Below are 23,301 nucleotides of genomic sequence, written 5' to 3'. Positions count from 1 at the left end.
TGCGGGAACGGTCAGACGTCGCGCACGGCGTCTTCGAGGTCCGCGACGACGATCCGCCGCATCCCGAGCATCGCCGTGGTCGCGGCGGTGGCGCGGGCGGAATCGCTGTCCCCGAGCAGTTCGAACAACCGCTCGGGAACGATCTGCCAGCTCAGCCCGAAGCGGTCCTTGAGCCACCCGCACTGCGACTCGACGCCACCGTCGACCAACCGGTTCCAGTAGTAGTCGACCTCCTCCTGATCGGCGCACCGCACCTCGAACGACACTGCCTCGGTGAACGGAAACTGCGGACCGCCGTTGATGCCGACGAAGCGCTTCCCGTCGAGTACGAACGTGCCGGCGACGACCTGGCCGGGCGTCCCGGGGCCAGCCTCGGTGTAGCGGTTGAAACCCTCGATCGACGAGTTGGGGAACACCGAGGTGTAGAACTCGGCGGCCTCCTCGAGATCGCCGTCGAACCACAGCGAAGGAGTGATCGTAGGCATGGGCGTTGACCTCCTGTTGAGATGAGTTCACCGATGCTGACCGGCGCTGCGAGCAAAAGTCATCACCGTCCTGCGACCCACGTCGGATGCCGATTACGACCTGGGTAACGTGCGGGGATGTCCAGTGGCGAAGCGCGAAGCTCTTTGACGACGGTGGAGTTCCGCGGTGCGGACGACCTCACCCTGGTCGCCGACGAGTGGAACAGGGGCGCGGACACCGCCGGTGGGCGGCCCGCCATTCTGATGCTGCACGGCGGCGGGCAGAACAGGTATTCGTGGAAGAACACCGGGCAGGTGCTCGCCGACCGGGGATTTCGCGTCGTCGCGCTCGACAGCCGCGGTCACGGCGACAGCGATCGCTCACCCACCGCGAACTACTCCGTCGACTCGCTCGGCGCCGACACACTGCGGGTGATCGACCAGATCGGCGGGCCGACTGTGTTGATCGGTGCCAGCATGGGCGGGCTGACGGGCATCCTCGCCGCGCACGAGGCGGGTCGCGAGGTCATCACCAAGTTGGTGTTGGTCGACGTCGTGCCACGGTTCGAGAAGGACGGCAGCGCCCGCATCCGTGACTTCATGTTCAGTGGGGTCGACGGTTTCGATTCACTCGAGCAGGCCGCCGAGGCGGTTTCGGCCTACCTGCCGCATCGCGCCAAGCCGCGCAGCCCCGAGGGCTTGAAGAAGAACCTGCGGTTGCGCGACGGGCGGTGGTACTGGCACTGGGACCCGGCGTTTCTCACCAAACCGGCCGACGACCCATTCGTCCGAATGGACATGCTCGAGCAGTCCGCGATCGACCTTCGGATCCCGATCCTGCTGATTCGTGGCAAGTTGTCCGACGTGGTCAGCCCCGAGGGCGTGCAGGACTTCCTCGCCAAGGTGCCGCGAGCGGAGTTCGTCGAGCTGTCCGATGCCGGACATACCGCAGCGGGCGACGACAACGACGCCTTCACCGACGCCGTCGTCGAGTTCGTGAACCGGTGAGCGCAGAACGTCGCGTCGCGGGTTTCGACTTCCTCGAGTCTCCTGAGCTGCCCGCTCCGCAGGTGAGCGATGCTCAGGCCACGCAGCTGTTGTCGACCCACTACGGCCTGATCGCGAGGGTGGAATCCCTTGGCAGCAACCAGGACAAGAACTTCTTGGTCTACGGCGACGACGATCGCGTGCTCGGTGTTCTGAAGATCGCCAACCCCGCCTTCAACGCCGTCGAACTCGCCGCGCAGGACGCGGCGGCCGCAGCCCTCGCCGCTGCCGAGCCGACGCTGCGAGTGGCGGTCCCGCTGCCGAACCTCGCGGGCGAGTCGTCGACGACCGTCACCGGCCTGATCGACGGAACCGCCCACGTCCGACTCCTGCGGTTCCTGTCGGGCGGCACGTTGTTCGGCGAGGGCTCCCTTGCACCAACCGTCGTCGCGGGCATGGGCGAGCTGGCGGGTCGACTCAGCCTCGCGCTGCAGGACTTTCACCATCCCGGCCTTGACCGGGCGCTGCAGTGGGACCTCCGCCACGGTCACGACGTCGTCACCACCCTCGTCGGGCACGTCATCGATCCCGCGGCTCGTCGTGACCTCGTGACCGCCGCGGCCGAGGCGTGGTCGCGGATCGCGCCTCTGGCAGAGGACCTTCCGCGCCAAGCGGTGCACCTCGACCTGACCGACGCCAACGTCGTCGTGGCGAGCGGCACCGGTCTTCCGGACGGCATCATCGACTTCGGCGACCTGTCGGACACCTGGGCAGTGTCGGAGATCGCGATCACGCTGTCCTCGGTGCTCAGACATCCGGGCGCCGAGCCCACGTCAATTCTGCCCGGCGTCAAGGCCTTTCACGCGATCCGTCCGCTCAGTTCCGCCGAGGCCGACGCGATCTGGCCGCTGCTGGTACTGCGCACCGCGGTGCTCGTCGTCAGTTGCGCCCACCAGGTCATCCTCGATCCCGACAACGAGTATCTGACCGACCAGGCCGACGACGAGGTCGGGATGTTCGAGCGGGCGACGTCGGTGCCGTTCGACGTGATGACCGCGGCGATCAGGACCGAGCTCGGTCTCGCGTAGGACGTCGATCGGTTGCACCGTCGGCTGTCACGCGGTTGCCTTTCTCGGCCGCAGCCCGTTTCATCGAGGCATGACAACCGAACCCGCAGAGCTGGTCACCGAGTTCTGCGCCCTCTGGGCCAAGCCGGATCTCGAGACGATCCTGAGCTACTTCACCGAAGATGCGGTCTATCACAACATTCCGATGGCACCGGCCGAGGGGCTCGCGGCGATTCGGGAACTGCTTCCCATGATGCTCGACGGCATGGAGGGCATCGACTTCATCGTTCACCGGCAGGTCGCCAGCGGCAATCTCGTGATGAACGAACGCACCGACGTGATGCGCAGGACCAACGGCGGGCGGGTCGAGCTGCCCGTGATGGGCACCTTCGAGGTTCGCGACGGGCGCATCGCCGCGTGGCGGGACTACTTCGACTTGGCGACGGTAACGGCGGGTTTGGCGTAGCTCGTCGCCGAACGTGGGCCTTACGGCGATCCGTGGTGGCAAAGTCCGCCATAGGGCCTACGGTCGGCACGGATGGCCGGCATTGATAATCAACCGGTGTCGCTACCGATGATCGCGATCTACCTGCTGCTCGCCGTGGCCGCCGCCGAGGCCTGCGCCATCGCCGTGCTGTGGCAGCGGGTGAAGAAGCGCGACGAGGAACTGGGTGAGCTGCAGCGCAGGCTCGACACCCGGAACAACCTGGTGTCCGGCGGACGCGAGGCCGTCAAGACCGTCTGGCAGACCGCGAACATCTTCCGCAAGGAGGGCTTCGGCGCGGCCGTCCGATCCAACATCGAGGACCTTGCCGACTGGGCTGCCGTCGAACGCCCCGACCTGGCCCGGCTGGCCCCCAACGGGCGGGTCGCCATCGTGTTCTCCGACATCGAGGGGTCGACAGCGCTCAACGAACGCATCGGTGACAAAGCGTGGGTCCGCCTGATCGACAGGCATGACAAGACGGTGAGCCGCCTGGTCAAGCGCCACTCTGGTTACGTCGTCAAGAGCCAGGGCGACGGATTCATGATCGCCTTCGCTCAACCCGAACAGGCGGTGTGGTGCAGCATGGACCTCCAGCGCGACCTGGCCAAGCGGCCCAACGGAATTCGGGTGCGCATCGGCATTCACGCGGGTAAGTCGGTGCGCCGCGGCGACGACCTGTTCGGCCGCAACGTGGCGATGGCGGCCCGCGTCGCCGCGGCAGCCGACGGCGGCGAAATCCTGATCAGCGAGTCCGTGCGCGACGCCCTTGGCGACGACGTCATCGTCGACGAGGGCAGGGACGTCGAACTGAAGGGGTTCAACGGCATTCACCGGCTGTACGCGGTGACGGCCTGAACCGGCTATTCGGTGGAGCCGGACTCCGCCAGTCGCTGGTGCAGCTTCGCCCGGATGTCGTCGGGCATATAGGCATTTCGCTTGCGCTGATCCCGCGCGACCAACGCGCCGCCCGCCATGACTCCGGCGACACCGGCCATCCCGATCCACTTCCAGATGCCTCGCATCGCCACAGTCTGCCCAATGGTCCCGGGTCGCCTGGCGCCTGCCCGCTCTAAGCTGCCCTGGTGAATGCGAATACGGTGACACTCGAGCGCGCATTGGCCGAAACGCGAACCGGCGACGTTTGGCTGTTTCGCGGCGACTCCGGCCCCGACCGCGCAATCCAGACCATGACCAACGCCCCGGTCAACCACGTCGGCATGACGGTGGCCATCGACGACCTGCCGCCGCTGATCTGGCACGCCGAACTCGGCGACAAGCTGGAATGCCTCTGGAGCGGCGGCCACCACCGTGGCGTTCAGCTCAACGATCTGCGTCAGGCCGTCGAGCGGTGGATGCTCACCTACGGTCAGCGGTGCTGGTTGCGGCAGATGACGCCGTACGCCACCCGCCAGCAGGAAGACGACCTGCTGCGCGTCATCGCCAGGATGGACGGCACCGCCTTCCCGACGACCGCCAAGCTCACGGCGCGGTGGTTCCGGGGCCGGGTGCCCACGTTGCACGACTGGACCAAGGGCATTCCGATTCTGGACGACCGCGTCATGAAGCTCACCGGCCGCAAGCGGGCGGAACGCCGCAAGGTGGGGCTGGAGACCGCCTACTGCGCAGAAACCGTCGCCATCACGTACCAGGAGATGGGGCTGCTCGCGACGGACAAGGACACCAACTGGTTCGACCCCGGCAAGTTCTGGAGCGGTGACACCCTCCCCCTGGCCCCGGGCTACGACCTGAGCGACGAGATCTCGGTCGTCCTCTGAGCCACAGCTGGGTACCGTAGCGTCGAGGCATGTATCGAACCGCCGCGGTGTTGGCCGCCATTGGGGTCGCGCTCGCGGGTTGCGCGGGAATCGGCGACGAATCCACGACGTGCCACGACTTCACCGGCATGACTCAGGACACCCGCAGTGCCACCATCGCGAATCTCCTCAAGGCCCGCAACGGCCGCAACGCCTCGACCTCCGACGTCATGACGCGCGTCGCGGCCACGCTCGAGTTCTGCGGCAAGGACTCCAACCGCGACAAGACCGTCGGCGACCTCAGGTGACCCGCAGAGCCGTCGACAGTGCGCGCACCACCGAGTGCTTGCCGAGGTTGACCTTGAATCCGTTCTGCCCCAACGGTCGAGCGCCCGCCATGATCCGCTGGGCGGCAGTCCGGAAGACGGCGTCCGTCGGCGCCTGACCAATCAGCCCGGCTTCGGCCTCGGCCACGCGCCACGGCATCGGGGCGACCCCACCCAACGCCACGGCGGCGGCGCTGATGATCCCGCCCTCGACGCGCAAACCGGCTGCGACGGACACCAACGCGAAGGCGTAGCTGTGCCGGTCGCGGACCTTGAGATACCAGGAGTTCTCGGCGAACGGCGACGGCGGCAGCTCGACGTCGACGATGAACTCCGCGGTACGAAGGGTGTTGTCCCGCTGCGGCTCGTCGCCGGGCGGTCGGAAGAACTCCGCGATGGGCACGTCTCGTCGACCGTCGGGTCCGTGCACGTGGACGGTCGCGTCGAGGATGGCCAGTGCGACGGCCATGTCGGACGGGTGGATCGCGACGCAGGACTCGCTGGCTCCGAAGAGTGCGTGCTCGCGGTTGAAGCCGTCCTTGGCCGCGCACCCCGAGCCGGGGTTGCGCTTGTTGCATTGTGCGAAGGCGGTTTCCATGAAGTACGGGCACCGGGTCCGCTGCATCAGGTTGCCACCGACAGTCGCCATGTTGCGCAGTTGAGTCGTCGCCCCCGACAGGATCGCTTGCGACAGAACGGGATACCGAGACCGGATCAACGGGTGGTTGGCCAACGCGCTGTTGGTGACGCCCGACCCGATGAGAACGCCGCCGGACTCGGTGGTGGTGACGTCGCGCAGTCCGAGGCGACGGACGTCGACGAGGGCCGCCGGCGCTTCGACGCCACCCTTCATCAGGTCCAGCAGATTCGTCCCGCCGGCGTAATACTTGCCGCCCGTTGCGACGACGCGGTCGACGGCGCCCTCGACGGTGGTGGCGTGTTCGAACTCGAAGGTCTTCACTTCGCATCCTTCGCAACGCCCGCGATGGCCTCGACGATGTTGGCGTAGGCACCGCAGCGGCAGATGTTGCCTGCCATGCGCTCGCGAATCTCGTCGTCGGACAGCGCCTTCGGGCCGTTGCACACCGTGGCGCGGCCCGCCTCGAACGAGGCCGTGGACAGGTCGCCCCTGGCGTGCTCGTGGAGCATGGCGTGCGCCGACGAAATCTGGCCCGAGGTGCAGAAGCCGCACTGGAAGCCGTCGCAGTCGACGAATGCCTGCTGCAACGGGTGCAGTTGGTCGCCGTCGGCGATGCCTTCGACGGTCAGTACGTCGCTGCCGTCGACCGACGCCGCGAGGGTCAGGCAGCTGACCACCCGCTCGCCGTCGACCGCGACGGTGCAGGCGCCGCAGAGACCGTGGTCGCACCCCTTCTTGGTGCCGGTGAGGTGCAACGTCTCCCTGAGCAGGTCGAGCAGCGTCGACCGGACGTCGGCGGCCACGATGCGCGACTCCCCGTTGACGGTGAGCGTGACGTCTCTCATGGGGTGCCTCCGCGGTCGGATTCGTCGTCGAACGGCGTCATCAGGTTCTCCAGTGTGATCGGCAGGTCGCGTAGCCGCTTGCCGGTGGCGTGGAAGATCGCATTCGAAATCGCCGCGGGCACACCGCAGGTGCCGATCTCGCCGATGCCCCGCACCCCGACCGGGTCGAGGCCGTAGTCGGGGACGTCGACGAAGCCGATGTCGAACTCCGGCCGGTCGGCGTGGGTGGGCAGGTAGTACTCGCCGATGAGTTGCGCGGTGTGCGCGTCGTAGGGCACCTGCTCGAGCAGCGCCATGCCGAGCCCGAAGGTGATGCCGCCCATCACCTGGTTGCGGGCCAGCTTCGGGTTGAGCACCCGGCCGCAGTCCATCATCGCGACCCAGCGGGTCACCGAAACCCGGCCGATCTCCTCGTCGACCGTGACCTCGCAGAAGTGCGCGCCGAAGGACTGAGACATCGGACCGTCGTCTGCCGCGCCCTCGCTGGTCGCGGTGAAGTTCAGGGTCTCGAGTTGACCGGGGGTCAGCTGGTCCAGCTGACCGCCCATGTCGTTCAACCGCTTTCGCCACTCGGTGGCGGCCTGGTGCACCACGGAGCCGACGGTGGCCGTCGTCTGCGAGGCCCCGCTGTAGGGCGCGTCCGGGAACAGCGAGTCACCCGAGTCGAAGCCGACCAACGTGACGTCGAGACCCGCCGCGTCGGCGGCCACCTGGGTCATCACCGTGCGGACGCCAGTGCCGACTTCGTGCGTGGCCGACGCGAACCGCACCGTGCCGGCGGCGTCGGTGGTGACGCGGCAGCTCGCAGGCATGCGTCGACCGGGGTAGGTGGCGGTGGCCATCCCCCAGCCCACCCGAAGGCCGTCACGGTGCAGCGACCGTGGGGCCATCGGCCGCTCGCCCCAGCCGAAGCGCTCGGCGCCCTGCAGGTAGCACTCACGCAGATGCTTGCCGGACCACGCCTTGCCGCTGGCCTGGTCGTGGTCGGTGTCGTTGCGCAGACGGAGTTCCATCGGGTCGACGTTCGAGGCGTAGGCCAGCTCGTCCATGGCGACTTCGAGGGCGAACAGGCCAGGGGCCTCGCCCGGTCCGCGCATGAAACACGGTGTTGGGTAATTGATCCGGGCGACGGTGTGCGAGACCACCAGCCGAGGCGAGTCGTAGAGGAACCGCGCCGACAGCCCGACGGGCTCGCAGAAGTGCGCGACGGTGGAGGTCTCGGTCAGGGTGTGCTGCTCGGTGCTCAGGATGTGCGCGGCGTCGTCGGCGACCAGCGACAGGTGCTGCTCGGTTCGCGGCCGGTGGCCCGTGGAGGAGAACATCTGGTCGCGGGTCAGCACCAGCTTGACCGGGCGCCCGACTTCCCGGGCCGCGACGGCGCACAGCGCAACGTGCATCCAGAGGAAGCTCTTCGAGCCGAACGCGCCACCGACGAGCGGCGACAGGATGCGGATCTTGGTCTCGGGGATGCCGAGATAGGCGGCCAATGCCATCCGTTCACCGGTGATCCAGCGGGTGGTGTCGTGGACGGTGAGGACGTCGTCGTCCCACTGGGCGATCGTCGCCGACAGCTCGATCGGGTAGTGCGTGTTCAGCGGTGTGGTGTAGGTGGCCGAAACCCTTGTGGCACCGGTTGGTTCGTCGTCGGCGCCGCGGCTGTCCTGAAGCTTTTCGTCTTCGAGTTTGACGAAGTGATCCGGCTGATAGACGCCGTGGCGGATGGCCCCGTCACCCTCACCGTCTCGGTCCCCGGCCGCGTCGTCGAGCACCTCGCGCGCACTGAGCTGGGGTGGGGCGGTCTCGTAGGCCAGCTCGAACGACGCCGCCGCGGCCGTGGCGTTCTCCAGCGTGTCAGCGATCACCAGTGCCATGTGCTGCCCGACGTGTTGCACGGTGAGATCGGACAGCGGCGGGCGTCGCTCGAGGGGCAGGTCGTCGCTCATCTGACGTGGCGGGGCATGCAGCGCAGGACAATTCAGCGGAGTCAGGACGCGCAGCACCCCCGGTGCGGCGAGGGCGCGTTCGGTACTGGCCCGCAGTGAGTCGGCGGTGACGGTGCCGTGCGGGATCTCCGATTGCACCAGCACGGCGTACGTGGTTCCCGGGACGACGACGTCCGCGGTGTAGGTCGCGTGGCCGGTCACCTTCTCGATGCCCTCGACTCGGTTCATCGGCGTGCCGACGATCCCCGTCGCGTCTGCGGTCGACGTCATGTCATCACCCTCACTTCTCAACACCATTCACGTCGACGCCGGTGGCCTCCATCACCAATACCCGCTAGCAGGCATCGGCGCATGCCGAATGATCGGGACCGGCTGGGCCGAGTAGTGATTGGGCGGCCAACCGCATGCCTGCGTGCGCCACCGATTCCAGGTGCGCGAGCCTGTGCGCCTCCCAGGAGCCCAGCCGCTGGTGCGGGAGTTCTGCGGGTGGCGCCCAGCCATGCAGGGCGCGGGCCAGGGTGGCGGCGTCGCCGAGCGCCTTGGAGGTGCCGGAGGCGGTGTGTGGTCGCACCGTTCCCGCCGCATCGCCGAGGAGCATCACGCGGTCGGCGACCATCCGCAACGGCGGCAGGTCGACTACCGGTTGCATGAAGACGTGCGACTGCCCGATCAGTTCGACGAAGGGGCCGGGCAGCGTCCGTTCGGCCAGGGTGGTCACCTCGGTCAGGTTCTCCGCGGTCAGCTCCCCCGGTGGCAGGAAGTTGTCGTATCGCCGACCGGACGTACCGGTGAGCAGCCGTCCGAGACTGTTCTCGGCGGTGTTGACGTACCAGACCCAGTTGACGCGCCGCGAGCCGCGCTCCAGCTCACCGTTCGGACCGGGGACCAGGTAGCAGAGCATCTGCATGCCGGGCGCGCCGAATGAAGTGAACCGCTCGGCGAGCAGGTCGACGAGGTGCCCGGAGAGGTCCGCCTCCGGCTCGAGTCCGCGCCACGCGACGTAACCGGCGTAGCCGATGTCTCCCGGCAGGTGCAGCAGGCTGCGCGTGGTGGACCCGACGCCGTCCGCACCGATCAGGAGATCTGTCGTCGCGCGATGGCCGTCGGCGAATGTGGCCGTGACACTCTGGTTTTCGACACTCAGGTCGCGGAGTTCACTGCCAAGGCGATAGCAGACGTCGCCGAGCGGCGCCCGCAACGTGTTGTAAAGGGTGTCCCACGCCGTCATCCATTGCGGCGCCTCGTAACGGCCCATCCGGCCGTCACGGTGCAGTTGCTGACGTTCTTGCAGTTGCACGCTGACCGACGGCACCGAGACACCGAGACGGGCCAGCAGCGATTCGACCTCGGCCTGCATGACGATGCCTGCGCCGCGCGGCTGAGTGCGGTCGACCGACCGCTCGTAGACGGTGACGTCGGCGCCGATGGACCGGAGTTCGTGGGCGGCCGCGAGTCCGCCGACGGACCCGCCGACGATCGCCGCCGTGAACGAGTGGGCGGCGGCAGTGATCATGGTGCCCAGCCTCGTCGCCGCGGTCCTGCGCGGCAATGTCAGCGCACACATACCTTCGACGGAGGCGTGTGCCCCACTACACGCTCGCCACGTCCAGCACCGTCAGCGCGGCGCTGAATTGCAACGCGACCGCCGGGTCCGCGAGGTCGAGGCCACAGAGCTGTTCGATGCGGCGAAGCCTCTGGGTGACGGTGTTCGGGTGGATGTGGAGGGCAGCGGCCGTCCGGCTCCGGTCGAGCTTGCAGGCGAAGTGGGTGCGCAGAGTCTGGACCAGGTCGGTGCGGTGCACGGCGTCGTAGTCGAGCAGCGGACCCAGCGTGCGCCCCGCGAAGGCGACCAATTGCGTCGAGTCCTCGAGTTGCAGCAGCAGGCCGAGCACGCCCAGCTCCTCGAGTCGCACAACGGTGTTGGTGCGCCCGGCCCGCATGGCGATGTCCAGCGCCCCCTTCGCCGTGCGGTACGCCTCGCCGTAGCCGTGCTCCCCCGGCGCCGAGACCGCCACTGTCGCGTCGGCAGACCTGGACACCGAACCCATTGCCCGGCGGATCAATTCGGCCGCGTCATCCCCGGGTTGACCATCGACGGGCCACAGCGTGACGACGTTGCCGCGATGCATCGCCGTGAGGGGCCGCGGCCGCCGCGAGTGGGCGAGTTCGGCGACGAGCGTCAGCGATCGTTGGTAGAGCCTGCTGTCGGCGGGCTCGTCCGCCGACCCCAGCGCGCCCACCACGACGACGTGGGGTCGCGTCGGGTCGTGGCCCAACCGCTGGGCCCGCTGCGCCAGCTGCTCGGAAATGTTTGGCCCGCTGCTGAACAACTCGGCCAGCAGTTCGCCGCGCAGTCGGTGCTCCACCTCGGCGGCGGTCCGAATGCGCAACAGCTCAAGCGAGATCACGATCGACGCGTGCTCGACGGCGCGCACGCCGACTGGGTCGAGCGCGGATTCCCCACGGGGGAACCAAATTCGGGCCACGGCGTCGTCACCAAGCCGGGCGACGGACACGAAGTACGCCGAACCCTCACGACCGTCGAGCAGCACCGGGGCCGACGCCACCGACCCGTCGACGACGGCCGTCGCACGCCAGTCGTCGTCGGGCAGCTCCGCGGCGTCACCGGCGGTGGCGAGGACGACGTTGCGCGCGTCGTCGATGAGCACCGCGCGCCCGATCAGCTCGGCGACGACAGCGGCGATACCGCTGAGACCGCCCGACCTCAACGTCACTGACAGCAAGCGCTCGTGGATCTGCTCCGACCGGGTCAGTGCGTCACGCTGTTCACGCAGCGACTCGTTGAGTTGGCGAAGCTGGTCGAGCCTGCTGGCCGACGTCAGGGCGATCGCGGCGTGGTTCGCCAACAGGGTCAGCCGTTCCACCTCGCTGTCGGTGAACGTGTGAACCGGGGCGTAGTACCCGTTGAGGGTGCCGAGGATTTGGTCACCGGCGACGAGCGGCACGCAGATGATCGCGCGGTACCCCTGCTCGCGGGCGACGCCACCCCACGGCGTGAACTCGGCTTCGGCGTCGATGTCGCGGATGGCCACGGGCTGACCGGTCTCGAATGCTTGGCTCGACGGTGAGCCGCTGCCGAGCCGGACCGGACGATCGGTGTTGACGCGGCTCACGTAGTCGTCCGACAGTCCGCTCCACCCCATGATGACGAGGGCGTCGCCGGCCGCATCCGGGGTCAGCACGCCGCAAAAGTCGTATCCCAGAAGCGATCTCGCCGTGTCGGCGACGAGGTTGAGGACCTGGCGAAGGTCGCCCGCCGACGTCGACGCCGAACTCAGCTCGCGCAGCGCGCTCAACCACGTGACCAGCTCGGCCGCCGGCCGCCGTCCCGCATCCACCGCCATGCGGACCAGCATCCCATGTGAGTGTTCTGGGACACACAGCATTCGCCGAATGATGTCTTGCTCGACATTGAGGGCTACGCGGACTGTGACGACACTCATATCCATGACCACCACCGTCCCCGGCCCAACCGCGACCCGCGCCGACGTTCGCGACATCCTCAACCCCGCCACCGGCGCCGTCATCGAGACGGTCGCCGAACACGGCGCCGCCGGCGTCGATGCGGCCGTCGCCAAGGCGAAGGCCGCCTTCGAGAGTGGGCCGTGGCCCACCCTGGTTCGCAGCCAGCGGTCCCGCCTGCTGCTGCGCATCGCCGACGCGATCGAGGCCAACGCCGACCGGCTCTACACGCTGGAAGCCAAGAACAACGGGCGGCCGATCACCGAGACCCGCGCGCAGCTGTCCCGCGTGCCGGAGTGGTTCCGCTACAACGCGGGACTGCTGGCCGCTCAGCGCCAGGCGGTCCTGCCCGGCGACGGCCCGTACCTGACCTACCAGGAGCGTCGCCCGCTCGGCGTCTGCGGCATCATCACCCCGTTCAACCATCCCTTGCTCATCCTGGCCCGCAGCGTGTCCGCCGCCCTGGCCAACGGCAACACCGTTGTGGTCAAGCCGTCCGAGCTGACGCCGCTGACCACCCTGGTGCTGGCCGACATCATGGCCGAGGCCGGACTGCCCGACGGCGTGGTCAACGTGGTCACCGGCGCCAGGGAGGCCGGCGCCCGGCTCACCCAGCACCCCGACGTCGCGAAGATCACGCTGACCGGCGGCACCGAGGCGGGCCGCGCGGCGGCGATCGCCACGGCCTCCCGGTTCGCCAGAGTGACAGCCGAACTCGGCGGCAAGACCCCCGTCATCGTGTTCGACGACGTCGACCCCGTGGTCGCCGCCGAGGGCGCGGCGTTCTCCGCCTTCGTCGCGGCGGGCCAATCCTGTGTCGCCGGATCACGATTCCTGGTGCAGCGCAACGTGTACGACCAGTTCGTCGCCGCCCTGTCGGCACGCGCCCGCGCCATCCGCATCGGTGACCCCACCGACGCCGACACCCAGCTGGGGCCGCTGATCAGCGCCCGCCAACGCGACAAGGTTCAGGCTCTTATCCAAACCGGCGTCGACGAAGGCGCCCAGCTGGCCGCGGGCGGCGGAGTGCCCGAGCTTCCAGAAGCGTTGCGGGAGGGCTTCTTCGTCGAGCCGACCGTGATCGCCGACGCCACCATGGCGAACACCGTCGCCATGGAAGAAATCTTCGGCCCGGTCGCCGTCGTCATCCCGTTCGACGACGAGGACGAGGCCGTACGGATGGCCAACGACAACCGTTACGGCCTCGGCGCCGGAGTGTGGACGAACGACGTCGGTCGCGCCCACCGCGTCGCATCCAACATCGTGGCGGGCATGGTCTGGGTCAACGACCACCATCGCCTCGAGCCGTCCCTGCCCTGGGGCGGCGTGAAGGAATCGGGTCTCGGCAAGGACGCCGGATCCGAATCGTTCGACGACTTCTCCTGGATCAAGACCGTCGTCGTCCGCACCGCCGCCGATCACGTCGATTGGTACGGCGGTGGGGAAACCGCCCGGTTGAACTGATCCACCCTCGAGTCACTCGTCGCACGAAAGGAATTCACATGACGTCCAGTACCGCACCACCACAAGGGTGGCGCAAGGAGATCACCCGCACCCAGTGGCTCGTCCTCGCAGGCACCACCCTCGGCTGGGGTCTCGACGGCTTCGCAGGCAGCCTCTACATCCTGGTCCTCGGACCGGCGATGAGCGAGCTGCTCCCCAATAGCGGGGTGCAGGCCGGCCCCGCCACGATCGGCTACTACGGCGGCATGACCGTCGCACTGTTCCTCATCGGCTGGGCGACGGGCGGCATCCTGTTCGGCGTCCTCGCCGACTACTTCGGTCGCACCAGGGTGCTGTCACTTGGCATCCTGACCTACGCCGTCTTCAGCGCGTTGGCGGCCTTCGCCGACACCTGGTGGCAGCTCGGAATCCTGCGCTTCATCGCGGGATTGGGCTCCGGAGTGGAGGCACCCGTCGGTGCCGCATTGATCGCCGAGACCTGGCGCAACCGTTACCGGGCCCGCGCAGGCGGAATCATGATGTCGGGCTACGCCGCCGGCTTCTTCGCGGCGGCCGCCGCCTACGCCCTCTGGGGTAGCCACGGCTGGCGACTGATGCTGGCGCTGGCCGGCCTGCCCGCTCTGGTGGTGTGGTTCATCCGTCGCTACGTGCCGGAGCCCCCCGAGATCAACGCCCACCTGACCGCCCGCCGGGAACGAAAGAGCAACGGCACCAGTACCGCGGCCGACCAGTTCGTCCTGCGCAGGCTGCTGGTACCGCCGTTCCGGCGACCGATGCTGATCTGCACGGCCCTCGCATCCGGGGCGCTCATCACCTTCTGGAGCGTGTCCACCTGGTACCCGCAGATCATCCGCCAGCTCACCGCGGCCGAGAACCTGCCCACCGGCCTGGCCGATCACCGCGTGGCCACCGCCGCCATGCTCTTCAACGCCGGTGGCATCATCGGCTACGCCTCCTGGGGCTTCCTCGCCGACGCGATCGGCCGCCGCAAGGCCTTCCTGGTCAGCTTCGGCGTCTCGGCCGTGACCGTGGCGTGGACCTTCCCGTTCGACCGTGGCTACACCGAATACCTGTTCGTCATGCCACTTCTCGGCTTCGGCCTCTTCGGCGCACTGTCCGGGACGTTCATCTACGCTCCCGAACTGTTCCCGCCGAGCGTCCGCGCCACCGCACTTGCGGTGTGCAACAGCGTCGGCCGCTACGTCACCGCTCTCGGGCCGCTCGCCGCCGGCGCCATCGCCACCTCGTGGTTCGGCGGCAACCTCGGCATGGCCACCGCGGTGGTGGCCTCCTTCGGCCTCATCGCCGTCGTCGGCCTCGCGTTCTGCAAGGAGACCCGCGGGGACGACCTGCCGGTCGACGCCATTCCCGCACAACCCCTTCAGTCCACCGAGAAGAGCGCATCATGACCGACTACTCCAACTCCCGGGCCATCGTCGTCGGCGGTTCGATCGGCGGGCTCACCGCCGCACTGCTGCTGCGCGACCTCGGATTCACCGTCGACGTCTACGAGCGGACCCCCACCGCGCTGGACGGCCGGGGCAGCGGCATCGTCCTTCAGCCGGACACGGTGCGCTGGTTCACCGAACGCAGCACCCAGAACCTCGCCGATCTCAGCACGTCGACCTCCGCGGTTCAATACCTCACCCCCGAAGGTGACGTGGAGTACCGCGAGCAGTGCACCTGGACCTACACCTCGTGGGGTACGTTCTACCGCGCATTGCTCGCCGACTTCGGCACCGAGCGCTACCACTACGGCGAATATGCCTGCGGCTTCAGCGAACACGAGGACGGCGTCACCGTCCGCTTCGTCAGCGGCCGGCGGGAATCGGCCGACCTGGTGGTCTTCGCAGACGGCGTCACCTCGGTGGCGCGGGAACGGTTCGACCCCGAATCCGGGCTGCACTACTCGGGTTACGTCGGGTGGCGCGGCACGGTCGCACTGCGCGACCTCGACGCCGCGACGCGGGAAGTCCTGCAGGACGCCATCACCTATCAGGTGATTCCCAACTCGCACATCACGATGTACCCGATCCCCGGGGAGAACAGCCTCAGCATCGAAGACCGGCTGATGAACTACGTCTGGTACCGCAACGTGCCCGCCGGACCCGACCTCACCGAAATGCTGATCGACAAGCGCGGTTTCGCCGGCTCCGTGTCGGTGCACCCCGGCCAGGTGCAGGACCGCTACGTCGACGAGATGAAGCAGACGGCCGGCGAGCGCATGGCACCCGCCATCGCGAACGTCATCCGGGCCACCGAAACCCCCTATCTGCAGGTCGTTTCCGACAGCCGGTCGGCACGGATGGCCATGGGTCGGGTGGCGCTCATCGGTGACGCCGCCTGCGCGGCCCGTCCGCACGCCGCGGCCGGAACGGCCAAGGCGGCGGCGGACGGGTGGGCGCTGGCCGCCGCACTCTCCGAGGCCGGCGGCGACGTCGCCGCCGCACTGGTGAAGTGGGAGCCCGCCCAACTCCAGATGAGCGACGCGCTGTTGCGCCGCGTCGTGGCGATGGGCGAGCGTTCGCAATTCAGCAACACCTGGACGCCTGGCGATCCCGACCTGCGCTTCGGGCTCTACGGCCCCGGCAAGTAGCCAACCCCCAAACACGAAGGACGACAACATGACCGACAGCAGCTTCCTCTCCGACCTGCCACTGGCCGGCGAACTGATCTCGACGAACTTCGACAGCTGGCCAGAATGGCTCAAGGCAGAATTCAGCGAGCACGCTCACGACGGCGAAGTCGGATCACGCCTACTCAGCGAGAACGAGCGGGTGCGCGTGTGGGAGATCCGCTTGGCACCCGGTGAGCGCTGGCACGCCCACCGGCACGTGCTCGACTACTTCTGGACCGCGATCAACGCCGGCCGCAGCAGGCAACACACCTTCGACGGGACCGTGCGCGAGGTGTCCTACGATGCCGGTGAGACCCGCCACTTCCACTTCGGACCGGGAGAATATCTGTTGCACGACATCGAGAACATCGGCGACACCGAGCTGATCTTCAGCACCGTCGAGCACCTCGACAGTGCCAACGCGCCACTGCCGCTGACCACCGGCCGAAAGTAGGAAACGTCATGCCGCACCTGTTCACCCCTCTCACACTGCGCGAGGTGACCTTCGCCCACCGCGCCTGGATGTCGCCGATGATGCAGTTCGCCGCGGCAACGGACGGCGAGGACGTCGGGTCGCCGTCGGACTGGCACCTGCAGCACCTGGGTTCGCGGGCCGCCGCGGGAGCCGCCCTGGTCATGGTCGAGGCCACCTCGATCCACCCGCAGGGTCGCAGCAGCGTCTACGACACCGGGTTGTGGAACGACCGTCAGGCCATGGCGTTTCGGCGGATCACCGACTTCGTCTCGGCACAGGGATCCGTGCCGGGCATCCAACTAGTCCATGCCGGTCGCAAGGGCTCGACCGGAAGGCCCTGGCCCGACGAGAGCAGGGCGCCAGAGTCCTGGCAGACCGTGAGCGCGAGCACGTTGCCGTTCGGTCGGCTGGAACGTCCGGCCGAGCTGAGCGTCGAGGAGATCGGCTCACTCGTCCAGGCGTTCGCGGACTCGGCCCGTCGAGCTGCCGACGCCGGCTTCAAGGTCCTGGAACTGCATGGGGCGCATGGCTATTTGATCCACCAGTTCCTCTCCCCGCACTCCAACGCCCGCACCGACCAGTACGGCGGCTCGCTGGAGAACCGCCTGCGCTTCGCACTCGAGGTCACCACGGCGGTGCGCCAGGCCTGGCCCGAGGAGTTGCCACTGTTCTTCCGCGTCTCGGCCACCGACTGGCTCGGTGGTGACACCGACGACGAGCGCCCGGGGTGGACGGTTCACGAGACGCTCGAACTCGCGTCGCGCCTCAAGTCCCTCGGCGTCGACCTGATGGACGTCTCCTCCGGTGGCTCCGCGCCGGACGCGAAGATCGTCGTCGGACCCAGCTACCAGGTGCCGTTCTCCGCCCGGGTGCGCAAGGAGATCGAAATCCCCACCGCTGCAGTCGGACTGATCACCGAGGCCGAGCAGGCCGACTCGATCATCGCCGACGGTGACGCCGACGCCGTGTTCCTTGCCAGGGTGCTCCTGCGGAACCCCAGCTGGATCCGGCAGGCCGCCGACGAGCTCGGGGCCACGCTGTCGCACCCACCGCAGTACGCGCGCGCCTTCGGTTAGTCGCGGTCGTCCTCCAGCATCGGGACGTCGACTGCCTGCTCAGCGAGGTCCGCCGGGTCCGCCTCGGCCCCGCTGCGGTCCTGCAGGTAGTCGACGTCCAACACCGGTTCGGCGGCAGAGTCGACTGGCGTCTGCTGCTCCGCCACGTCGGCTTCCGGTAGATCGTGCTCGAAGTTCGTCATGGTCGCCTCCTCTGCGGCTGAGTCGAATCCGTGCGGCAGTTGGGTACCCAGCCGGTCCCGATCGACACGACCGATTTCGCACGTCGCCGACACGTGGCGTGCGGGCTGCTAGCGTGCGATCGATGGGTAACACCGGCGCCGTTCAGATCGTCGTGATGGACGGCGGAACCGCCTCAACGCTCTCGCAGATTCTGCCCCTGCTGCTGCTCACGCTGATGGTCGAGCTACGGCGAAGTGCGTTGCACCAGAGGATTTCTCGGGTGTTGTTCGGCGTGTTCTTCTTGGTGTTCGGCGTCATCGAGACAGTGCTGGTGCTGTCGATCGACGGGACTCTCTATCCGTTCCAGTGGGGCGACCTTCTCTCCGCCCTGGCCATCTTCACGCTGCTGACGATGATCTTCGTGATTTCGTTCATCGACCCGGGCACCAGGGATGACGGCAATCGCAGGACGTAGAGCAGGCGTTCGATCCGCCGCCGTCGCGCGCGCAGTTTGAGGGTGACGCGGATCCCGACGACGATCTCCAAGACACCGTGCGGCAACTGCTCGGCAAGCGGTTCGGCGAACCGGCGTCCGGTTCCCGAACATTGTTCACTTGGCTTGTGCACCAAGGTGTTTCCCGTCGCCAACGCAGCGCCAAGCAGTCTCGCGGCGACCGCGACGGGATCGTTCCACGGGGTCGGTGCCACGACCACTCCGCGCGGCTCGGGTGTCCCCACCGCGGCGTCGACGCCACCGAGGGCGTCCGCGAGCACCTTTCCCGTCTCGCGTTCGTTGCACTCGGCGAGTTCGGCTGCGGCGGCGCGCACCGCTGCGGCCACCGCGGACAGCGCACCGCTCGGCCGACGTTCGCTAACGCGCGCGCAAATAACAGCAACCTGTGTATGCAGCCGCCCAGTCGCCAGCACCACATGTCTCGCAAAAGGCAACCGAAATCCATGGCGGTCCGTTTGTGCACTTAAAACGGTCACGATGTCGCCCATCACTGTTCGAGAAGAGGTGTCCGCAAACTGTGGATTTACTGAGCGACCGTCTGCAATACTGCCATTGGCAAATCCATTCGGCTTAGGGAGCAATGCGGTGGGAAACACGCCCGGCAGTATCTTTACAGCATTGGCGGCAGCCGTACTGGTGACGACGGCGGTGTCCGCAACCACGGTGCAAGGTGAACGCGCAGGAGCTGCCGAGCCGACCACCAGCAGCCCACGATTGCTGCACGATCAGCCACTGCTGGCCGCCGCGGCGTTGCCCAGCCCCGCCCCCAACGCGCTTCTTGGCGCGCAGTTCGGCGCTGCCGCCCAGGCCGCGGCACCAAGTGTCAACTCCGTCGGTCACAGTGGCGCGCTCATCACCTTTCTGCCGACTGCGGGGGCGTCCGGCACGTCGGCGCGCTCGGCGGCTGCCGACAGTGGCCCCGAATTCACACCCGCGTTGGTGACCGACGTCGTATCGCGCGCCGGTGGCGGGGACCCGAACACTGCGGTCACTGTCCTCGTGGCCTCCTCCGACGGGCCGCTGCAGGTCGTGACCACCACGATTGCCGATCTGCCAGGAGCGCTTGCAGGCCTACTGGGTGACATCGGTGGCCGGATTCCGTTCGTCAACATCTTCGTGCGGAACGGAACTCCCGACCAACTTGACGGTGGTCTGCTGATTGGCAACGGGTTCACATCGCTGAGCTCCGGCGTGGACGGTGGCCGCGGCGGCTTGCTGCTGGGCAATGGCGGCGCGGGCAGCGCCGGCGACGTCGGCATCGATGGCGGAAATGGCGGTACGGCAGGGTTGTTCGGCAGCGGTGGTGTCGGCGGTGCCGGTTTCGGCCTGAACTCCGACGGTGGCGACGGTGGTCGCGGCGGACTGCTGGTCGGCAACGGGGGTGCAGGCGGCGCGGGCGGTAGCGTAACCGCCGTCGACGCGGTTGGGAGCAACGGCGGCAATGGCGGCACCAGCGGCTTCTTCGGGGCCGGCGGCACGGGCGGGGCAGGCGGCAACGCCACGGGCGTCGCTGGCACTCTGTCCGGCAGCGATGTTCGCGGCGGAGGCGGCGGAAACGGGGGAAGTTCGACGTTCCAGGCCGGAACTGGCGGCCAGGGCGGTTCGGCGTCAACCGGCAACGGGGACGCCGTCAACGACTCCGCGACCGGCGGCCAGGGCGGCACCGGTGGCGTGGCCGATGTCGGCGACGGTGGCCGTGGCGGCGCAGGCGGCGATGCCACCGCTACCGCCGGCGATGCCACTGGCGGTCAGGGTGGGGCCGGCGCCGATGCCTCCAGCATTGGAAGCGGGGGCCGCGGCGGTGACGGCGGGAGCAGCACGGCCACCACGGGTGCGAGTACGGGCGGTGCCGGTGGAATCGGAGGCGACAGCGGTCTGGCCCTCGGTGGAGGTGGTCGAGGCGGCAACGGCGGCAACGGAACTCGCAGTGGACAAGGTGGAACCGGTGGCGCGGGCGGCACCGGTGGTGACGGCCGCGGCGTCGTGACCGGCGGCGGCCGCGGCGGCAACGGCGGTAACGGCGTCGGCGATGGCAACGTGAACAGCGGCACTGGTGGCAGCGGCGGCAATGGTGGCAGCGGCAGTTTGGGTGGCTTCGGCGGCAACGGTGGCAACGGCGGTGAGTCCAACGGAAGCGGCGGTGCGAGCGGCGGCTTCGGCGGGTCGCCCGGCAACGTGGGCGGTTCCGAGGTCTAGCGGTGTTGGTGTCAATTCCGTCGGCGGACGGATACTTCGGCCGACTTTCTGCCCGCCCTAGCCAATTTCACGCCGCTAGCGACGATATTCGTCCACTCGTTCATCGTTTCCGGTCAGCGGCGGGATGACGCTCGGAAGCGCCGCGACGGAGGCGACCCCACGTAGACGGGTAGCCGCAGGACGTAGAGCAGGCGTTCGATCCGCCGCCGTCGCGCGCGCAGTTTGAGGGTGACGCGGATCCCGACGACGAGCGCCGCTACCACCACGCCGATCCACAGGATGGCGGCGACCAAGACGATCACCTCGACAGCGGTCATGCCGCCGACCCTTCCCCATCGGGGTCCCGCCCAGGTCACGGTCGAGCCACACCTCGGGGCCGATCTTCCGGCTAGCTGCAATACGGAATGGGTGTCAGCAGCGACGACGCGGGTGGCTCCGCGCAGCAAGATTGGAGATGTCAGACAGACCGACCCACACCAGGAGCCATCATGAAGACACCGTTCACCTACGTCATCCCCGGACTGGCCGCCATCGCGATCGGCAGCATCGTCGCCCTTGCCCCCGCCGCCAACGCCGCTCCCCTGGCTGCACCGGCCGCGCACTCGGTGATCATCTCCGCCAGTGGTGGGGGCGTCGACCCGCTGGTGCCCTACGGCACCGAGCCACAGGAACCGTCTCACCTGGGATACGTGGACTCCAACCACGACGAACTCAACACCACCAACGGACAGGTAGACCTGCCGTTCTGACGCACGTGATAGGCGGCGGCCCGGTCGGCACGACGACCCCGCCGCCGCCTACGTACGCTGTGCTGCAGGCGTTTTCATGCCAATTCGATCGCACACCTCCGCAACCGTGAGGCCGCAGGTGTCGACTTCCACGTACCCACCGGACCACGGCACGTAGTTCGCGGCGCGGTCGCACACCTTCGACCACGACGGCTCCGGAACACGAATGAATCCGCGACGTCGGCCTTCCAGACGTCGCCGATGCTCAACCGGGTCCGAACACGTCAACACGATGAACGTCACCGGTTCGGCCACCCGACTCCACGTGCCGCGCGCCGCTTCGCTGTCGTTCACCGCGTCGACGACGACGGTATTTCCCAAGGCCACGTTCGCCGCGGCCATCGACGCCACGGCCTCGTAGGCCCCGACGCCCAGATTCCAACCGGGGGGCAGGCCGGCGGCCAGCAGTGCCTCCTCGACCGGGTCGACCGACAGATGCACCCCGCCGACCCGCCTCGCGATCTCGGTGGCCACTGCGGTCTTTCCGACGCCGGGCAGCCCGGAGACGACGAGCAACGCTCCCACTGCCGGATGGTCCGCGGTCAAGGTCACTGACTCCTGGTGTCTTCGGGATAGGCGTGGACGAGCGCAGAGGTCAGGCGCGGAACCGCATGCGTGAGCGCGTGTTCGGCGTCGTGGGCGATGCGATGGGCATCGGACAACCCGAGGGTCGGATCCACGTCCAGTTCGGCGTCGACGTGCAGCGTATGCCCCAGCCATCGCATCTTCACGCTGCGCACCCCGGTGACGCCGGGTTCCGCCGCAAGGGCGGCCTCGGCCGCGTCGACGTAGGTCGGGTCGACCCCGTCCATGAGGCGACGGAAGACGTCGCGCGCGGCGGTGCGCAGTACCGCCAGGATCGCCACCGTGATGACCAGCCCGATGATCGGATCGGCCAGTGGAAAGCCAAGGGCGACCGCACCTGCGCCGAGGAGCACCGCCAGCGAGGTGAAGCCGTCGGTGCGGGCGTGCAGACCGTCCGCCACCAGCGCGGCGGACCCAATCCGCCGACCGACCCGAATCCGGTACACCGCAACGACTTCGTTGCCAATGAAACCGACCAGGCCGGCTGCTGCCACCCACCCCACGTGCTCGACGGGGACGGGATCGATCAGGCGGCGGATCGATTCGATGCCGGCGACGACGGCCGACACGGCGATCATCGCCACGACGAACAGCCCGGCCAGGTCCTCGGCGCGGCCGAAGCCGTACGTGTAACGCCGGGTGGCGGCCTTCGTGCCCAGTGCGAACGCGATCCACAGCGGGATCGCGGTCAGCGCGTCGGAGAAGTTGTGAATGGTATCGGCCAGCAAGGCGACCGACCCGGAGACGGCGACGATGACGATCTGGGCGACGGCCGTAGCGCCGAGGGTCAGCAGGCTGATCTTGACCGCTCGAATCCCGGCGGCGCTGGACTCCAGCGCGTCGTCGATGCTGTCGGCGGCGTCGTGGCTGTGTGGTGCGAACACGTCGCGGACGGCGGAGCCAAACGACCCGCCCCAGCCGTCGTGGTGGTGATCGTGGTCGTGATGGTGGTCGTGCGTGCGGATCGGTTCGTGGGCCATCACGCGTGCTCCGTCCGCGACGACGCGGGTTCGGGATGCAGCGCGCGTAGTTCGGCAGCCCCCGCGTGGTGCCCGGGAACGCCCGGTCCCGAGTGTTCGGCGTTGAACACCGCGTCGGTGACCAACTGTGCGACGTGCTCGTTCTCCAGGCTGTAGAAGATCGTGGTTCCGTCGCGTCGGGGGCGGACCAGGCGCGCCATCCGCAGCTTGGCCAGGTGCTGCGACACCGACGGCGCCGGCTTGCCGACGTGCTCGGCGAGTTCGTTGACCGACATCTCGTGGTCCACCAGCGCCCACAGCACCTGCACGCGGGTCGCGTCGGCGAGCATCCGGAACACCTCGACGACGAGGCCCACCTGGTCGTCGGGCAGCCGACGGCGGCATCCACCCGTACTTGCATTCATACGCAGATAATGCACCTACCCGGGCGTCCCTGTCGAACCCACGG

The 23,301-nt window shown here is 68.2% G+C and carries 25 protein-coding genes and 2 pseudogenes; 14 read left to right on the top strand and 13 right to left on the bottom strand.

Annotated features, from left to right (window positions below):
• Positions 1-11: 11 nt before the first annotated feature.
• On the bottom strand, positions 12-485 hold the full coding sequence (locus ASD37_RS27595; protein WP_056559357.1) for a VOC family protein: 474 nt from the start codon (positions 483-485) through the stop codon (positions 12-14).
• 117 nt (positions 486-602) lie between these two features.
• On the opposite strand from ASD37_RS27595, the gene ASD37_RS27590 reads away from it, so the two are divergent.
• The 4 genes and pseudogenes from ASD37_RS27590 to ASD37_RS27575 all read left to right on the top strand — a co-directional run bounded on the left by ASD37_RS27590 (position 603) and on the right by ASD37_RS27575 (position 3,860).
• On the top strand, positions 603-1,472 hold the full coding sequence (locus ASD37_RS27590; protein WP_056559354.1) for an alpha/beta fold hydrolase: 870 nt from the start codon (positions 603-605) through the stop codon (positions 1,470-1,472).
• Positions 1,469-2,530 (top strand): annotated as a pseudogene (locus ASD37_RS27585) (phosphotransferase); the annotation flags it as partial. The gene ASD37_RS27590 and the pseudogene ASD37_RS27585, both read left to right, overlap by 4 nt.
• 79 nt (positions 2,531-2,609) lie before the next feature.
• Positions 2,610-2,984, top strand: a complete 375-nt coding sequence (locus ASD37_RS27580; RefSeq protein WP_056559347.1) for a limonene-1,2-epoxide hydrolase family protein — start codon at positions 2,610-2,612, stop codon at positions 2,982-2,984.
• A gap of 72 nt (positions 2,985-3,056) precedes the next feature.
• Entirely contained in the window at positions 3,057-3,860 is an 804-nt protein-coding gene (locus ASD37_RS27575; protein ID WP_056559345.1) for an adenylate/guanylate cyclase domain-containing protein, read from the top strand.
• Positions 3,861-3,865: 5 nt separating this feature from the next.
• On the opposite strand, the gene ASD37_RS32065 is transcribed toward ASD37_RS27575, so the two are convergent.
• A complete protein-coding gene (locus ASD37_RS32065) occupies positions 3,866-4,027 on the bottom strand; it encodes a hypothetical protein (RefSeq protein WP_200960009.1) in 162 nt (53 codons plus the stop codon).
• Positions 4,028-4,087: 60 nt separating this feature from the next.
• On the opposite strand from ASD37_RS32065, the gene ASD37_RS27570 reads away from it, so the two are divergent.
• Entirely contained in the window at positions 4,088-4,780 is a 693-nt protein-coding gene (locus tag ASD37_RS27570; protein WP_056559342.1) for a hypothetical protein, read from the top strand.
• A 29-nt stretch (positions 4,781-4,809) separates the two neighbouring features.
• On the top strand, positions 4,810-5,067 hold the full coding sequence (locus ASD37_RS27565; RefSeq protein WP_056559339.1) for a hypothetical protein: 258 nt from the start codon (positions 4,810-4,812) through the stop codon (positions 5,065-5,067).
• Here ASD37_RS27565 and ASD37_RS27560 read toward each other — a convergent pair.
• The 5 genes from ASD37_RS27560 to ASD37_RS27540 all read right to left on the bottom strand — a co-directional run bounded on the left by ASD37_RS27560 (position 5,060) and on the right by ASD37_RS27540 (position 11,878).
• Positions 5,060-6,046 carry a xanthine dehydrogenase family protein subunit M gene (locus ASD37_RS27560; RefSeq protein ID WP_056559335.1) on the bottom strand — a complete coding sequence of 329 codons (987 nt, stop codon included), beginning with the start codon at positions 6,044-6,046 and terminating at the stop codon, positions 5,060-5,062. The two genes, ASD37_RS27565 and ASD37_RS27560, sit on opposite strands and share 8 nt — an antisense overlap.
• Positions 6,043-6,570, bottom strand: coding sequence for a (2Fe-2S)-binding protein (locus tag ASD37_RS27555; protein ID WP_056559332.1), 528 nt, complete (start codon positions 6,568-6,570; stop codon positions 6,043-6,045). The genes ASD37_RS27560 and ASD37_RS27555 overlap by 4 nt, the downstream gene beginning before the upstream one ends.
• Positions 6,567-8,783 carry a xanthine dehydrogenase family protein molybdopterin-binding subunit gene (locus ASD37_RS27550; RefSeq protein ID WP_056559329.1) on the bottom strand — a complete coding sequence of 739 codons (2,217 nt, stop codon included), beginning with the start codon at positions 8,781-8,783 and terminating at the stop codon, positions 6,567-6,569. Before ASD37_RS27550 ends, ASD37_RS27555 begins: the two co-directional genes overlap by 4 nt.
• A 64-nt stretch (positions 8,784-8,847) precedes the next feature.
• Positions 8,848-10,026 (bottom strand): FAD-dependent monooxygenase, encoded by a 1,179-nt coding sequence (locus ASD37_RS27545; RefSeq protein ID WP_056560013.1) that lies wholly within the window; start codon positions 10,024-10,026, stop codon positions 8,848-8,850.
• Between the two features lie 76 nt (positions 10,027-10,102).
• Complete coding sequence (locus ASD37_RS27540) at positions 10,103-11,878, bottom strand: GAF domain-containing protein (protein WP_056560011.1); 1,776 nt, start codon at positions 11,876-11,878, stop codon at positions 10,103-10,105.
• A 103-nt stretch (positions 11,879-11,981) separates the two neighbouring features.
• Between ASD37_RS27540 and ASD37_RS27535 the strand changes: the two genes are divergently transcribed.
• From ASD37_RS27535 to ASD37_RS27515, 5 genes are read left to right on the top strand one after another with little or no spacing between them, the layout of a single operon-like run.
• Positions 11,982-13,460 (top strand): aldehyde dehydrogenase, encoded by a 1,479-nt coding sequence (locus ASD37_RS27535; RefSeq protein ID WP_082570453.1) that lies wholly within the window; start codon positions 11,982-11,984, stop codon positions 13,458-13,460.
• 38 nt (positions 13,461-13,498) lie between these two features.
• Positions 13,499-14,869 (top strand): MFS transporter, encoded by a 1,371-nt coding sequence (locus ASD37_RS27530; RefSeq protein WP_056559326.1) that lies wholly within the window; start codon positions 13,499-13,501, stop codon positions 14,867-14,869.
• Positions 14,866-16,056: an FAD-dependent monooxygenase gene (locus ASD37_RS27525; protein ID WP_056559324.1), complete on the top strand. Its 1,191-nt coding sequence runs from the start codon at positions 14,866-14,868 to the stop codon at positions 16,054-16,056. Before ASD37_RS27530 ends, ASD37_RS27525 begins: the two co-directional genes overlap by 4 nt.
• 28 nt (positions 16,057-16,084) lie before the next feature.
• Complete coding sequence (locus ASD37_RS27520) at positions 16,085-16,531, top strand: hypothetical protein (protein WP_056559321.1); 447 nt, start codon at positions 16,085-16,087, stop codon at positions 16,529-16,531.
• An 8-nt stretch (positions 16,532-16,539) separates the two neighbouring features.
• Positions 16,540-17,628 carry an NADH:flavin oxidoreductase/NADH oxidase gene (locus ASD37_RS27515; RefSeq protein ID WP_056559318.1) on the top strand — a complete coding sequence of 363 codons (1,089 nt, stop codon included), beginning with the start codon at positions 16,540-16,542 and terminating at the stop codon, positions 17,626-17,628.
• Here the strand turns inward: ASD37_RS27515 and ASD37_RS27510 are convergent.
• A complete protein-coding gene (locus ASD37_RS27510) occupies positions 17,625-17,810 on the bottom strand; it encodes a hypothetical protein (protein ID WP_056560007.1) in 186 nt (61 codons plus the stop codon). The two genes, ASD37_RS27515 and ASD37_RS27510, sit on opposite strands and share 4 nt — an antisense overlap.
• 122 nt (positions 17,811-17,932) lie before the next feature.
• Here ASD37_RS27510 and ASD37_RS32440 point away from each other — a divergent pair, with 122 nt between their 5' ends.
• The gene (locus tag ASD37_RS32440) at positions 17,933-18,265 is read left to right on the top strand and encodes a hypothetical protein (protein ID WP_056559315.1); all 333 of its coding nucleotides are present in this window, start codon (positions 17,933-17,935) and stop codon (positions 18,263-18,265) included.
• Positions 18,266-18,330: 65 nt separating this feature from the next.
• Here ASD37_RS32440 and ASD37_RS32435 read toward each other — a convergent pair.
• Positions 18,331-18,792 (bottom strand): annotated as a pseudogene (locus ASD37_RS32435) (aldehyde dehydrogenase family protein); the annotation flags it as partial.
• Positions 18,793-18,922: 130 nt separating this feature from the next.
• On the opposite strand from ASD37_RS32435, the gene ASD37_RS32625 reads away from it, so the two are divergent.
• Positions 18,923-20,500, top strand: coding sequence for a PGRS repeat-containing protein (locus ASD37_RS32625; RefSeq protein ID WP_156721135.1), 1,578 nt, complete (start codon positions 18,923-18,925; stop codon positions 20,498-20,500).
• 113 nt (positions 20,501-20,613) lie between these two features.
• Here ASD37_RS32625 and ASD37_RS27495 read toward each other — a convergent pair whose 3' ends face one another.
• On the bottom strand, positions 20,614-20,817 hold the full coding sequence (locus ASD37_RS27495; protein ID WP_056559310.1) for a hypothetical protein: 204 nt from the start codon (positions 20,815-20,817) through the stop codon (positions 20,614-20,616).
• Between the two features lie 171 nt (positions 20,818-20,988).
• Here ASD37_RS27495 and ASD37_RS27490 point away from each other — a divergent pair, with 171 nt between their 5' ends.
• Positions 20,989-21,249: a hypothetical protein gene (locus ASD37_RS27490; RefSeq protein ID WP_056559307.1), complete on the top strand. Its 261-nt coding sequence runs from the start codon at positions 20,989-20,991 to the stop codon at positions 21,247-21,249.
• Between the two features lie 48 nt (positions 21,250-21,297).
• Here the strand turns inward: ASD37_RS27490 and ASD37_RS27485 are convergent, their stop codons facing one another.
• From ASD37_RS27485 to ASD37_RS27475, 3 genes are read right to left on the bottom strand one after another with little or no spacing between them, the layout of a single operon-like run.
• Positions 21,298-21,840 carry an AAA family ATPase gene (locus tag ASD37_RS27485; protein WP_056559304.1) on the bottom strand — a complete coding sequence of 181 codons (543 nt, stop codon included), beginning with the start codon at positions 21,838-21,840 and terminating at the stop codon, positions 21,298-21,300.
• Positions 21,837-22,853, bottom strand: a complete 1,017-nt coding sequence (locus ASD37_RS27480) for a cation diffusion facilitator family transporter (RefSeq protein WP_056559301.1) — start codon at positions 22,851-22,853, stop codon at positions 21,837-21,839. The genes ASD37_RS27485 and ASD37_RS27480 overlap by 4 nt, the downstream gene beginning before the upstream one ends.
• The gene (locus ASD37_RS27475; RefSeq protein WP_056559298.1) at positions 22,853-23,257 is read right to left on the bottom strand and encodes a metalloregulator ArsR/SmtB family transcription factor; all 405 of its coding nucleotides are present in this window, start codon (positions 23,255-23,257) and stop codon (positions 22,853-22,855) included. The genes ASD37_RS27480 and ASD37_RS27475 overlap by 1 nt, the downstream gene beginning before the upstream one ends.
• Positions 23,258-23,301 lie beyond the last annotated feature (44 nt).

This window comes from Mycobacterium sp. Root135 (assembly GCF_001426545.1).
GTDB lineage: Bacteria > Actinomycetota > Actinomycetes > Mycobacteriales > Mycobacteriaceae > Mycobacterium.
The sequence above is the reverse complement of the archived record's forward strand: the minus strand, read 5'-3'. Positions and strand labels throughout refer to the sequence as shown.